The sequence below is a fragment of the Microbulbifer maximicatervae (SeqCode) genome, assembly GCF_052467225.1.
Genome location: NZ_CP174303.1, coordinates 3,014,507 through 3,027,818, shown reverse-complemented (window position 1 = coordinate 3,027,818; position 13,312 = coordinate 3,014,507). Strand labels below are relative to the sequence as shown.

Annotated in this window: 13 protein-coding genes; 9 read left to right on the top strand and 4 right to left on the bottom strand. The window is 47.1% G+C overall.

Annotation, left to right across the window (positions count from 1 at the left end):
• Positions 1 to 518 precede the first annotated feature (518 nt).
• The 6 genes from ACJJIZ_RS13335 (at position 519) to arsJ (ending at position 6,850) form a co-directional block, all read left to right on the top strand.
• Positions 519 to 2,618, top strand: coding sequence for a carboxy terminal-processing peptidase (locus tag ACJJIZ_RS13335; protein ID WP_282932735.1), 2,100 nt, complete (start codon positions 519 to 521; stop codon positions 2,616 to 2,618).
• Between the two features lie 91 nt (positions 2,619 to 2,709).
• Positions 2,710 to 3,525 carry an exodeoxyribonuclease III gene (gene xthA, locus ACJJIZ_RS13330; RefSeq protein WP_413665722.1) on the top strand — a complete coding sequence of 272 codons (816 nt, stop codon included), beginning with the start codon at positions 2,710 to 2,712 and terminating at the stop codon, positions 3,523 to 3,525.
• 98 nt (positions 3,526 to 3,623) lie between these two features.
• Positions 3,624 to 4,052 carry an arsenate reductase ArsC gene (locus ACJJIZ_RS13325; protein WP_444908373.1) on the top strand — a complete coding sequence of 143 codons (429 nt, stop codon included), beginning with the start codon at positions 3,624 to 3,626 and terminating at the stop codon, positions 4,050 to 4,052.
• Entirely contained in the window at positions 4,049 to 4,393 is a 345-nt protein-coding gene (locus tag ACJJIZ_RS13320) for a metalloregulator ArsR/SmtB family transcription factor (protein WP_282932732.1), read from the top strand. The genes ACJJIZ_RS13325 and ACJJIZ_RS13320 overlap by 4 nt, the downstream gene beginning before the upstream one ends.
• A gap of 84 nt (positions 4,394 to 4,477) precedes the next feature.
• Positions 4,478 to 5,482, top strand: coding sequence for an ArsJ-associated glyceraldehyde-3-phosphate dehydrogenase (locus ACJJIZ_RS13315; RefSeq protein ID WP_444913715.1), 1,005 nt, complete (start codon positions 4,478 to 4,480; stop codon positions 5,480 to 5,482).
• Between the two features lie 120 nt (positions 5,483 to 5,602).
• Positions 5,603 to 6,850 (top strand): organoarsenical effux MFS transporter ArsJ, encoded by a 1,248-nt coding sequence (gene arsJ / locus ACJJIZ_RS13310; protein ID WP_444913714.1) that lies wholly within the window; start codon positions 5,603 to 5,605, stop codon positions 6,848 to 6,850.
• A 268-nt stretch (positions 6,851 to 7,118) separates the two neighbouring features.
• On the opposite strand, the gene ACJJIZ_RS13305 is transcribed toward arsJ, so the two are convergent.
• From ACJJIZ_RS13305 to ACJJIZ_RS13295, 3 genes are all read right to left on the bottom strand, one after another.
• Complete coding sequence (locus tag ACJJIZ_RS13305) at positions 7,119 to 7,712, bottom strand: cytochrome b (RefSeq protein WP_444913713.1); 594 nt, start codon at positions 7,710 to 7,712, stop codon at positions 7,119 to 7,121.
• A gap of 51 nt (positions 7,713 to 7,763) precedes the next feature.
• Complete coding sequence (locus tag ACJJIZ_RS13300) at positions 7,764 to 8,420, bottom strand: DUF6962 family protein (protein ID WP_444913712.1); 657 nt, start codon at positions 8,418 to 8,420, stop codon at positions 7,764 to 7,766.
• A 249-nt stretch (positions 8,421 to 8,669) separates the two neighbouring features.
• Positions 8,670 to 9,680 carry an NADP-dependent oxidoreductase gene (locus ACJJIZ_RS13295; RefSeq protein WP_444913711.1) on the bottom strand — a complete coding sequence of 337 codons (1,011 nt, stop codon included), beginning with the start codon at positions 9,678 to 9,680 and terminating at the stop codon, positions 8,670 to 8,672.
• Between the two features lie 153 nt (positions 9,681 to 9,833).
• Here ACJJIZ_RS13295 and ACJJIZ_RS13290 point away from each other — a divergent pair, with 153 nt between their 5' ends.
• The 3 genes from ACJJIZ_RS13290 to ACJJIZ_RS13280 all read left to right on the top strand — a co-directional run bounded on the left by ACJJIZ_RS13290 (position 9,834) and on the right by ACJJIZ_RS13280 (position 11,736).
• A complete protein-coding gene (locus ACJJIZ_RS13290) occupies positions 9,834 to 10,742 on the top strand; it encodes a LysR family transcriptional regulator (protein ID WP_444908380.1) in 909 nt (302 codons plus the stop codon).
• Between the two features lie 361 nt (positions 10,743 to 11,103).
• Complete coding sequence (locus ACJJIZ_RS13285) at positions 11,104 to 11,463, top strand: hypothetical protein (protein WP_444913710.1); 360 nt, start codon at positions 11,104 to 11,106, stop codon at positions 11,461 to 11,463.
• 36 nt (positions 11,464 to 11,499) lie between these two features.
• Entirely contained in the window at positions 11,500 to 11,736 is a 237-nt protein-coding gene (locus ACJJIZ_RS13280) for a hypothetical protein (protein ID WP_444913709.1), read from the top strand.
• Positions 11,737 to 12,114: 378 nt separating this feature from the next.
• Here the strand turns inward: ACJJIZ_RS13280 and ACJJIZ_RS13275 are convergent, their stop codons facing one another.
• Positions 12,115 to 13,110: an alpha/beta hydrolase gene (locus ACJJIZ_RS13275; protein ID WP_444908382.1), complete on the bottom strand. Its 996-nt coding sequence runs from the start codon at positions 13,108 to 13,110 to the stop codon at positions 12,115 to 12,117.
• Positions 13,111 to 13,312: the final 202 nt, after the last annotated feature.

The window sequence follows — 13,312 nt, the reverse complement described above, 5'->3', positions numbered from 1 at the left end:
GGCCATGTTACCACTGTTTGGACCAAGTGGTAAAAACACGATTCGCAGATACAGATACTGGCACTCGCCCGATATTCGCCTATTGCTCCGAAATCAAAACACCATTTTTGCGGTCACAGTGATTATTGGAGCAACACTTCTAGCCGAGGAGCGCTCACTCGAATTAATAAAGTGGTAACTGGTGCAACTTCATGACCCTAAAAGCCTTCAAAGTCATCAAAGTGGTGCTGACCTATTAGTCAAAGTGCTTGTTTTTAACGCTTTTTTACAGTTGCAGTTACACAATAGTTATGATGACCATACATACTCAAGCCTTCAAAACGAGAAAAAATGCCTCAATTTCACACTCAATAGGAAAGCTATTTTGCTAAATACAGTGTTAAAGAAAAAGATCCATCTCTGATTAGAGGTATTTCATGCCCTTTGGAGCTTTCAGCCTTTATACTTGTCCTAAGCTATAGGTCGCCGAGCCATAAGGGCCGGACGCCTATGAAGTAGGACGTATAAAGAGACTCCCTATGCTTACCAATCGGATCGCCGCTTACTTTTCCGGCTTCTTGGTCATTGGCCTTCTTTCCACAAGCGTTCTGGCAGAGCCAGAGCGAATAGCCCCCGAAGAGGGTCAAGGTGGTACTGCACAAGAGATAGTCAGCAAGCTTGAAATGCTGCACTACAACAAAATCAAAATCGGCGACGAAATGTCCGAGAACTTGTGGAACGAGTATATCGATGCACTCGACCCCACTAAAAGTTACTTCCTCGCCTCTGATATCGACGAATTCCGCGCGTGGGAAGCGGAGATGGATGACCAGCTTCGCGCTGGTGATGTCACCGCTGGGTTCAGTATCTATAACCGTTTCCGCCTGCGTATGGGCGACCGGCTAGATAACATCCTGTCCCAACTAGAGAAAGGCCTGCCCGCCTATGACTTTTCTCGGGAAGAGACCCTTGAGCTGGATCGGGAGGAAAGCCAATGGCCCAACTCGATCAGCGCTGCAGATGAGCTTTGGCGCAAGCGCTTAAAGAGCAGCATCCTGAATCTGCGCCTTACCGGTAAAACCGATGAGGAAATCCAAGACCTTCTCGTACGCCGTTACAAAGGTCAAAAGAAGCGCCTCGAACAACAGAAGAGCGACGACGTATTTGAGCTCTATATGAACTCACTGACTCGTCTCTACGATCCACACAGCAACTACCTGTCACCGCGCTCATTGGAAAACTTTAATATGAGCATGTCCCTCTCCTTGGAGGGTATCGGTGCTGTGCTGCAGGCAGACGAGGAATACACCAAAGTTGCTCGCCTGGTACACGGTGGTCCAGCCGATCGCACTGGCAAGATCAAGCCCAACGATAAAATCGTGGGTGTTGGCCAGGATAAAGAAGGCGAAATGGTCGATGTAGTGGGCTGGCGCCTGGATGATGTTGTCGACTTGATTCGCGGCAAGGCCGGTACCTATGTTCGCCTGGAGACCATCCCCACTGGTGGCGACGGTACTCACAAGACTATCTTGATCAAGCGCAGCAAAGTTAAGCTTGAAGATCAGGCGGCCAAGAAGGCAGTGTTTGAATTCTCTGATGGCAGCAAGAGTTACAAGATCGGTGTGATTAACCTGCCGACCTTCTATATCGACTTCGATGCCTATCGCCGCCGCGACCCCAACTATAAGAGCACCACACGAGACGTTGCCCGTCTTCTGAGTGAACTTAAAGAGGAGAAGGTTGACGGTATTATCCTGGATCTTCGCAACAATGGCGGTGGTTCACTGCAAGAAGCCACCATGCTCACAGACCTGTTTATTGATCAGGGCCCTGTCGTGCAGATCCGCCACGCCAATGAGCAGATTTCCCGCCATAACCGCTCGCGCTCCCGCGCCATGTACCGCGGGCCGCTGATGGTATTGATTAATCGCTTGTCGGCCTCTGCGTCCGAGATTTTTGCCGGTGCAATCCAGGATTACAACCGCGGCCTGGTAGTAGGCAACCAATCATTTGGTAAGGGTACTGTGCAAACTATGGCTCCCCTGAAGGAAGGCCAGTTGAAAATTACCCAGTCCAAGTTCTACCGGGTTTCCGGAGACAGCACACAGCATGCGGGTGTGAAGCCGGACATCGATATGCCACAGTTGATTGATGCCGAAAATGTGGGGGAGAGTGCTTACGATACTGCCCTGCCCTGGGACCGTATCCACGCTGTGCCTCATGCGAAGTATTTCAACTTGAAGATGCTGATCCCGAACTTGATTACCAAGCACAACAAGCGCACGGAAACAGATCCAGATTTTGTTTTCCTGCGCGATCAGTTCAAGTTCGACGCCGAGCGGGCTGACAAGAAGTATGTCTCTCTCAACGAATCAACCAGAGAGAATGAGCGCAAGTCCGTTAATCAGCGATTGCTGGATATGGAAAACCGTCGCCGCAAAGCTAAAGGCCTTGAACCCTACGAGAACTTTGAGGCATACGAAGAAAGCGAATCTGAAGAGGTGGCTAACATTGGTGGTCCTGTAGAGATCAAGTTGGAAAAAGATCCAATTTTGAATGAAGCGGGCTATATAATGGCGGACTTTATCGGCCTGGCCGATAAGGCCAGCAAGGCCCCGCCCCAAGTTGCCAACTTCTAAATACTGATAGGCACTGGGCGCGGCGTGCGCCCGGTCCGCGAACTAACTCTTAGGTCGGGCTAGCCCGACCTTTTTTATTTTGGGGGAAGAGATGAAGGTTGTTTCCTTTAACGTCAATAGTATTCGCACTCGCCTGCACCAGATGCAGGCCTTGGTAGACAACCATCAGCCCGATATCATCGGCCTACAGGAAACCAAAGTCACCGACGAAGACTTTCCAGTAGATGCGATAAAAGACCTGGGCTATGAGCTGATTTATTTTGGCCAAAAAACACACTACGGCGTTGCCCTGCTCTCACGCCTACCTTTTATTGATCGCGAATACGGTTTCCCAACTGATGCCAGCGACGCCCAGCGCCGTATGGTTGCCGGCAAGTTTGATATCGGCGGTCCTGAGCCCCTCACGGTTATTAATGGCTATTTCCCGCAAGGTGAAAATCGCGAGCACCCGGTTAAATTTCCGGCAAAGCAAAAGTATTACGCCGACCTGGATACCTACCTGCAAACCACGTGTAAGCCGGAAGCGCCTGTATTGGTTATCGGCGATATGAATATTTCACCCAGCGACCAGGATATTGGTATTGGTGAACCCAATCGTAAGCGCTGGCTGCGCGATGGCAAATGCAGCTTCCTTCCAGAAGAGCGCGAGTGGCTTCAAAAAATTGAAGGCTGGGGGCTCACCGACACTTTCCGCGCACAAAACCCAGAAACAGACGATGTATTCAGCTGGTTCGACTACCGCAGTCGTGGGTTCGATCGCGAGCCCAGACGCGGCCTGCGTATCGACTTGATCCTAGCCACCAACCCTCTTCTGGAAAAATGTGTCGGGACTGGCGTGGACTACGATATTCGGGCTATGGAACGCCCATCAGACCACGCGCCTGTATGGGCCGAGTTTAAGCTATAAGCACAGGTTACAGCCCGCTGGTTCAGTGGGCTATTTTTAAGACTATGAATATATGGTTTTCCATATATAATTGTTAAAAAGCCAAATGGAGCCCTCCAATGAAAAGGCGTGTTCTGTTTGTTTGCGCCGGGGACTCTGCCCGCTCACTGATGGCTGAGGCACTGTTGCGGCATTTTGGAGGCAATTCATACGAAGCCGTTGGCGCCGGCACCAATGTCCACACAGTGGACCCACGCGCTCTGCAAGCGCTGGAGCGATTGGGGGTTTCAACAGAGGGACTCATTCCCAAAGTTGTAGAAGATGTAGCCGACCAACCTTTTGACCTGGTCATCACACTTTGCGACAAAAGCCGGGAAGAATACGTACCCTCCCCAAAAGTTGACAAGATGATTGCCTGGAATTTTAAGGAACCGACAAAGCGACACTGCTTCTGCCCTTTTTACACCACGGCACGTGAATTGAGCACTCGCATCAAACTACTGGTCTTGGCCCAAGCCGAGGCGGATTTACGAAAAAGAGCGGCATGAACCCAGTACAGTTTTACAAATGCCTGGCCGATGATACGCGGCTCCGCACATTGCTCCTTATTGCTCACGAGGAAGAGCTTTGCGTATGCGAGCTAACGGCAGCCCTCGAATTGAGCCAGCCAAAAATTTCCAGGCACCTCGCCTTGCTGAGAAGTTCAGACCTGCTCCAAGACCGCCGCCAGGGGCAGTGGGTGTTTTACCGAATCAACCCGGACTTAAATGCCTGGGCAAAGTCTGTACTGTTCGATACCTTGCAGGCGAACCAGCACTTTATTACCGAAGACCTCAACAACCTGATTCAAATGGGAGACCGGCCAGAGCGCACAAGTCTGTGCTGCTGATACCGCCTTCCGACCTAAGATTTAAACTATCCAGATATATATGATTTTTCATATGTGCCTGGCAGAAATGGAGCGAAATTAACAATGACCATCAAAATTGGGATCAATGGATTTGGCCGAATTGGCCGACTGGTACTGCGCGCTGCCTGGGATTGGCCTGAAGTTGAGTTTGTCCAGATTAATGACCCTGCCGGTGATGCAGCCACTCTCGCCCACCTGCTCAACTTTGACTCTGTACACGGGCGCTGGTACAGAGAGGCGAAAGCCGTTGATGACACAATTCAGGTTGATGGCAAAACAATAACCTGTAGCCGCAATTCCGCTATTGCAGATACCAATTGGAAAAACTGTGACCTGGTGGTAGAGGCCTCCGGTAAAATGAGAGCTACCGAACTTCTTCAACCCTACCTGGATCAAGGGGTAAAGAAGGTGTTGGTCTCTGCACCAGTTAAAGAAGCTGGAGTACCAAACATTGTCCTTGGAGTAAATCAACATATATACCAGCCGGACAAACACCAGATTATTACCGCCGCTTCCTGTACGACTAACTGCCTTGCTCCAGTAGTAAAAGTTATTCACGAAAACCTGGGTATTCGTCACGGTTCAATCACCACTATTCACGATATCACCAATACCCAGACTATCCTCGACGCACCCCATGGAGATCTGCGCAGAGCCCGCGCCTGTGGTGCCAGCCTGATTCCCACAACAACAGGTTCAGCTACAGCTATTGCCACCATCTTTCCAGAGTTGTCCGGCCGCCTAAACGGCCACGCAGTTCGTGTTCCCCTCGCCAACGCATCCATTACCGATTGTGTTTTCGAAGTGGAAACCCCCACTACCCCAGAGGCAGTAAACCAGTTATTTAAGGACGCTGCAGAGGGTGAACTAAAAGATATCCTCGGCTATGAGGAAAGGCCCCTCGTCTCCGTGGATTACAAAACCGACCCCAGATCGAGCATTATCGATGCTCTATCGACCATGGTCGTTAACGGCACCCAGGTAAAAGTTTACGCTTGGTATGACAATGAATGGGGTTACGCCAACCGCACGGCGGAATTGGCTCGAATGATTGGCACCACGGGCTAAGCAGCCAAAGTACAACGGGGCCGGAAGGAAAGAACACACTGCACCTGAGGGGTACTCCTCTCCATGAGCTCGTATTTTTTCCTCCCGCTTTTAGTAAGTAGCAGTACACAGAACAAGATCATGCAGTCTCTTCTCAATTTATCGTCGCCAGTGCGCCAATATCTGCTGGTTACAGGCAATTACTGGGCGTTTACTTTGACTGACGGCGCTCTGCGCATGCTGGTGCTGCTGCACTTTCACGAGCTCGGCTACAGCCCTTTGCAAATAGCCTTGCTTTTCCTTTTCTACGAATTCTTTGGCGTAGTCACTAATCTTGTCGGCGGCTGGCTCGGTGCCCGGATTGGACTCAACCGGACCATGAATTTGGGGCTGGCCTTACAGGTTGTTGCTCTTTCCATGCTGCTGGTACCCAGTCAGTATCTCTCGGTCCCCTTGGTTATGGCCGCCCAAGCCCTTTCCGGTATCGCCAAAGACCTGAATAAAATGAGTGCGAAGAGCTCAATCAAGTTACTGGTGCCCGATCAGGCCAGTGGCACCTTGTATCGATGGATCGCCCTCTTAACCGGCTCGAAAAACGCGCTAAAAGGCTTGGGCTTCTTTCTCGGCGGTGCCCTACTCGCCGCACTTGGCTTTCAGGGCGCGATTGCATCGATGGCCCTAGCTCTTGGAATAGTTTGGATATTGAGTCTCAAATTTCTTAATCGGGACTTAGGGAAAGCCAAAGCAAAAAGCCGATTCAGAGATATCTTTTCCAAGAGTCCCGCAGTCAATATATTGTCAGCCGCGCGCTTACTCTTGTTTGCTTCCCGGGATGTTTGGTTTGTTATTGCCCTACCGATTTTCCTGGCCAGCCAGTTCGGTTGGAGCCACTGGCAGGTAGGTGCCTTCCTGGCATCCTGGGTGATAGGATACGGCATAGTGCAAACCCTGGCCCCAAAGGTCACGACGGCACGTTCAGCCCAGGCTCCGGATGGGCGAACCGCGCTCTTCTGGGCAATAGCGCTCACTGCAGTGCCCGCATTAATCGCAATCGCATTACACAAAGGGGTGGATCCACAGCCCGCCGTAATGGGTGGACTTTTGATGTTTGCTGTACTCTTCGCCGTAAATTCATCTTTACACAGCTACTTGATAGTTGCTTATGCTCGGGAAGATGGCGTCTCTATGGATGTGGGCTTCTACTATATGGCAAATGCAGCTGGGCGATTGCTAGGGACACTGCTCTCGGGGTGGGTATTCCAAACTCAGGGGTTGGTGGCTTGCCTACTTATTTCCAGCGCTTTTCTTCTGCTAACCGCACTGGTTTCACTGGGTTTGCCCAGACACAAAACCGGGGCTCAGGAGGTTGGCAGCTTAAGTAGGAGCTGATCCGATAGCAGCATGAGTGCTACTTGCCAGCGAAGGCTGGCAAGTAGGCTGAGGGACCATTTCGAATTGCGCGATTCGATATAGTTTGGACTCAGGTATGCACCCCATTTGAAATAGAATCAAAGCAAGGACCAAATACCTCATATAACACCCACCTCAAGTCCAAGTGCACAGCTCCACAGCAGCTGCAAAAACTCGAGGTTAAAATGTCTGGATTTGGCGCTCAATGCCTATTTGCCACTACTTTCTGCCAAAACCATCGCAGGAACTATGACTTCTTAGTCGCGGTCATTCTTAGCAAAGTCCGATCCTTTTTGATGTAGTGGTGATATAGAGCGGCCATTACATGCCCCAAGATTAAGATCCAGACCACCCACTCTCCCAGGATCTCTTTATGGATAAAATCGACTGGCTTCTCAAACTGTTCGAATGTCATCCCCATCCGATCCTGAACTATCGCCACAAAGGCTTGGGTGCTCTCAAACTTAGGAATTTCAAACAGGAAAAAGTAATCCGTATCCACGCCTGTTCCGATATACCCTGTTAGCGGAGCGACGATCATAATCAAGTAGAGAAGAACATGACCGGTATGAGCGGCAAAATGTTCCAGGGAGCTACCTGGTTCTAATGGCGGTGGCGGATTAGTGAGACGCCATACGATTCTTAGGATGACGATCACCCCAATGGTGACACCAATAGATAGATGTAACTGCAAGGCAGTCCAATTCGCCGGTGTTTCCTCTTGAGTAAACCACTGGCGGTAGTAGACTGAAATATAGGACCCCAAAAAGAATAAGGCCGTTAACCAATGTAGCCACTTGGCTATTGCGCCGTAACCATCAGGTTGATTTCTCAAGCTCATCTTTTTCTCTTTCCCACGTCCAAAAGCTATATTCTGCCTGCAATTCGCCAACTACCTCGCTGAGTAAAATCTGTGTAAACCCAGAATAAAGAGCACAACACCAAACGCCTGGACAAAATGGTAGATAATATTGTGATTAAGTTCCCAAATAATACTAATTGATAAACTTCCATCTAACTGGATAGCCATTGCAACAATACTAACTATCGAGCCCAGTGCCATAAAACAACTACCAGGCAGTGAATTCTGTCCCCTTAAGGCTAATATAGAATACCCTATAAAAGCCACTGCACTGATTAAAAACTGATAAACAGCAAAGGCAAAAATTTTATCTTTAAGTGAAAAAGAGTAAACAAAAACTATCAGGAAAATAAACAATACTGGCAAAACAGCCCGTTTGGAAAAATTTTCATTCACCAAATCTGCACTAACCGCAAGAACAAAAGAAGAAATCAGCAAGCCAAGTAAAACAAGTACTGCATACCATAAACAAACTCGAAAATATGGTGGAATTTCAAACCCGTGATAGACAGCTGCCACTAATGAGGCGATAAACATAACAGTAAAAAAGAAAAGCCAAATATTTCTTTTCCACTGCTTCCTCCTTACAAACACTGACAAATAAAGGGCGCCAATAAATGCGACTAGAGCCAGCCCGACGTTAGTAATTGCAGTTAGTAGGTCTATTTCGCCATGTACTAGATTCATTCTATTTCGTATATCATCAACACACTATCATATATATTCTCTATCTAAGTCAAATCGTAATTCTTTAGAGCAATACATCAATCCTTCTGAAAGTCAACTGAACTTATGTGTGTCATCTCCACGAGCTTTGTCATGCCAATTTCTCAAGTGCAACCTCAAAGATGAGGCAGACGCAAAGTGTAAAACAACAGCCAGCACGCCACTATATTTCAAGGCAACACTGGCACTATTGATCGTTTCAACTCTTAATTAACTGGCTCTAACAGATATAATCACTTTGCCTTTTGCGCGTCCCAAAGCGAGATATGAGAAAGCTTCTTTGCCTTGCTCTAAAGAATAGATCTTGTCTATCACCGGGGATAGTATCTTCTGTTGGTACAAATTTCCTAGCTCACTCAGATGCTCTCCACTAGCTTCCATAATAACCATTCTATAGAGCGCGGACTTTTCCTTCGCGGCCTTCATCAGCTTTCGCGACTTAAGCGCCAATAGCTTGCGGAGCAACCAACCTAGCCCAAGCTCTTCAGCTGTCTGCGGATCTAAAGCCCCTTTAACTGAGACAACACGCCCACCGATTTTCAGGACCTGAAATGCATCCAAAGCATACTGACCACCCAAAGTATCGAATACGACATCCATATCAGATAGTAATCGCCGGTAGTCATCTTTTTTATAATCAATAACAAGGTCGGCACCGAGTGCTTTCACCCACTCCACATTCGCGCTACTTGTTGTAGTCACCACATAGGCGCCTACAGACTTCGCCAATTGGATCGCCATAGAGCCAACACCACCTGAGCCTGCATGTATCAGCACTTTCTCTCCGGACTTCAAGCCCGCAACTTTGATCAAAGACTGATAGGAGGTCAGCCCAACAAGCGGAATACCCGCCGCTTCACTGTGTGACAAGTTTTCGGGCTTTGCAGCCAGGTGGGAAACACTAACGGTGAGATATTCTGCAATAGTGCCCACATGATCCTCCCCCACCCTGGAAAACACCAGGTCCCCTACACTGTATCCAGCAACATTATCCCCCACTGCTACAACTTCACCACTGACATCCCGGCCAATACCAACCGGAAATACTTCCTTTCGTACCGATTTAAGCTCCCCCCGCAACATCATATTATCAACTGGATTTACGCTAGCCGCATGCACCCGAAGCAAAACTTCACCAGCCTTGGGGGTGGGAACCTCAGCTGACTGAAACTCCAGGCTGCTATCAATATCCCCATAGCGAGTCATTTTCAAAGCTTTCATTGGTCATCCTAACAATCGGTTCAACACAAACATTGAAAGCGATAGTGCCCATACTGCCACCATAAAAACAGGTGGTAATAGGTATAAGTCTTTTGTCATTTTGGCAATAATGGGGAATATTTTGAGACGATGACAGACAGTTAGAAGTTGATTATGGACAAAATCAGAGCATTGCGTTACTTCAAGCGGGTGGTAGAACTGAATAGCTTTACTGCAGTTGCTGAAGAATTTGAGGTTCCCGCCTCATCAATCTCCCGCCGCGTAAAAGATCTGGAGCAGTCCTTAGGAGTGGAGTTACTGCAACGCAGTACCCGCCAAGTCAAGGTTACTGAGCTCGGCAAGCTCTACTATTCGATGATAAGTAAAGCAATTCGCCAGCTTGAACAGGCTGATGAACTGGTTAGCCAGACTTTTGAAGCGCCCAACGGTCTGATACGCATCAGCTGTCTCCCAACTTATGGAGAGCAGCATTTAACCCCCCTTCTTGAGAAGTTTGCCCAACGTTACCCCAATATCGTATTCGACTTAACCTATAACGATGACCTGTCCCAGTTAGGGAAAGATCCCGTTGATATTGCGATTCGCGGAGGGTTTGCCCCGGATGAGCATGTTATTGCCAAACGCCTATCGGATAATGAGTTCACCCTCGTGGCCACACCGCAGTTTATCGACAAGTTGGAGTATAGCTTCCCCTTAAACAAGTCGGCGATTGAGTCAATTGCTACCTTGCAATACCGGGGGCCTCGTGGCGTCATTGAGTGGTACATACTTAATGACGAGCACTGGGAGCCCCTGAAGTTGACTCCAAAAGTTATCAGCAATAACGGCAAAGCATTAACAGCAGCCGCCCTCAATCACCGCGGTATGTTCTGCGTACCTTCCTGGAGTATTTGTAACTATCTAGATACAGGGGAACTTGTACAGGTACCTTGCGAGGGTAAAGTCTCAGTCAGCCCCAGTGGCGATCTGGGAGTATTTCTTCTTTATGAGCGCACTAAATACCAAATTCCCAAAATAAAGCTTTGCGTAGATTTTATCTATGAAAATTTGAATGAACGATAGAAGAATACCAAAATTTTTCGCATTGCTACTTAAATTATATGGGCCAATAATACTAGCTTGAACAAATCTGCCTTTAAAAAAATCACTCCACCCTCTTTATTGTTCGAAAAAATTTATATTCGACTACAGGCTTATATCCCGCACCCTGTGGACATATAAAAACCTCATAAAACTAAAAATTGACCTACTTCAAGCTGCCCTTAGATTTATTTGGAGGCATATTGATAGGTATGCTAGTTTGAAAAGTAGAAATCATGCCAAAAGCACCTTTAACTATGAATAACTAAATGGAGGAGTTAGCACTGATAAAACCAGGTCAAACCGCTTATATCAGAACAGCCGGCGACATAAGGATTGAGCCATGCCAAGTTATGAAGACTTCATCAGCCTATTAGAAAAAGACATTGAATCAGCCTTCAAAACCTATGAACTTGATTTTAATACGGAGGCCTTCGACAACAAAGCAGGAGCCTACGAAACTGAGTTTGATTTTGAATTTGTAAAACCCAATAAAATCATGATGGTAAAAAGCGGAGATTCTGGCAAGAAAGCAACATACCTCACCTGGGCTCGACAAAAAGCTGTGCCTGTAACTCTAGATAGTAAAAGCCCCCCTTACTTCTTCACCTCTCATCTCAGTAATTGTCGAATGACCTTCAAGTACCATGACGACCAAAGCAAAAGTGTAACGGTTATCCATGTTGCAGGTGATGTTTCCTAGGGGGGGACCATCAAGGGGAGCGAACAAAGAGATGAGTTGGAGAAGATGGTGAAAACTCCCGATGCAACCAAGGAGAGGAGACTCTCAATAGGTGGCCCCAAAGGGGGTAGAAAAGGAGCAAGCTTCAAGAAAAAGCAAGCAAAACTTGGTACCTCATACTACGATACTTGTGCACGGGTATTCGGGGTGAGAGATGGAAACGACCAGTGGGCATTTTATACGCAAAATATCGGTCGTAAGGATGAGCTGCTGGGCTTTTTCGAAATCACATAATTCTTGCAACAAACAATCTAAGCTCAGCCCCAAAATCTACTCGAATAGAGCCGCACGAAAAAAATCGTCGCGGCTGCCCAAATCCCCCGCATAATGGAAACTGCATTACCAGCATTAGAATGAGTTAGCGAAACTCCCTCTTGGCAGTAGATCCCCTATCAATTTCTATACTATTGAATAAATTCCCCTAAATGCCATCAACACTGAGATGGGTGACCTAGATATCAAATAATGCCTATTCCCCCTTCAGGCTTGTGAGCACCCTCATCAGTATAATGAGGGTGTCGATCAATACATTGAAAGAGAATGCAGAATAAACATAACTCTTATATCAGGTATCTAACTCTGATAAAAAATGCACTATAAATATCTAGTTAGCTAAATAACTGTTTTCGAGCAACGACCACTCTCTAAGAACTGCAGTAAGGTTTCACCAAGTTCTTCATCGGCATCAAAAAATGGAAGATGATGGCTATCTTTAAGTATAGTGAGGCACTTTGGCCCACGATATCGCGCAAAATCATCTTTAACTTGAGAAGGAGTGGTTATTGTATCCTTTTCACCTACCATGAATAATGCTGGAATCTCCAAGCTATCGACTTCAGCATTAACATTTAACGTCTGAAGCTCCCTCTCCATTTTATCCGCCAAGTTTCCCCGCTGCTGTTGCCACCCAGGAAACTGCTCATTTATCTTTTGATTTGCTATAAAGCCATGAATATCTACCCCGTTTGCGATACCATCATTCGCCCTACTTGCCCACTTTGCGAGTAAAAGATGGTTCTCTTCTGGGTTCTCTTGATATTGCTTCAATTCGTGCATTGCATGTTCATTATTTTCCTGCATTGCCCATTTTAGGGTTGCATCAAGGCTCGTTTTAGACTGAACCTTTCCATTTTGGAATGAGGAGATAAATACTATGCCATCTAATTCTTCTGGATATTTCCCTGCATAGAGAGCAGCTAAAGCGCCACCCCATGAATGGCCAATCAGAGTAAACTTGTCTTTTTTATAATGGGTCCGGAGAAAATTAACTACATTGCGCACATCCTCAATATTATTATCAATCGTTAAGGTATCTTCCTTAACTTCAGGGGATTTCCCTGCCCCCCTTTGATGCATATAAGCAACTAAATAATCATCTTCCAGAGTTTTGCCAATTTTTACCTGAAATGGAACCAACCCCAACTCCACATCCCCAGGCCCCCCATGTAAAAATAGCAATAAAGGCTTGCCTTCATCTTGCCCTGCAACTTCCACATACAAATTTGTATCATTACTTTTAATACTCAGGATATCATTTACTTGCTCTCCAACCGCCATATTGGAAAGCAAGGCAACAAATAGAGGAACTAACCGAGCATGCTTAAACATCGATGTAATCACCATATCAACTATATCCTTAAGCAAATGACCTGAAGTGCCATTCGATGGCACACTACCTTTTGTGAAGAGTCTCACAGTTATATGTCAAAGATATAGGAAAAAGAGTCGAGTTGAACTACTCCAAAGATAAATAGTAACTTCAAGCCTCATAACATCAAAGGGCAACCTTACTAGAACACCTCTGAAGCCC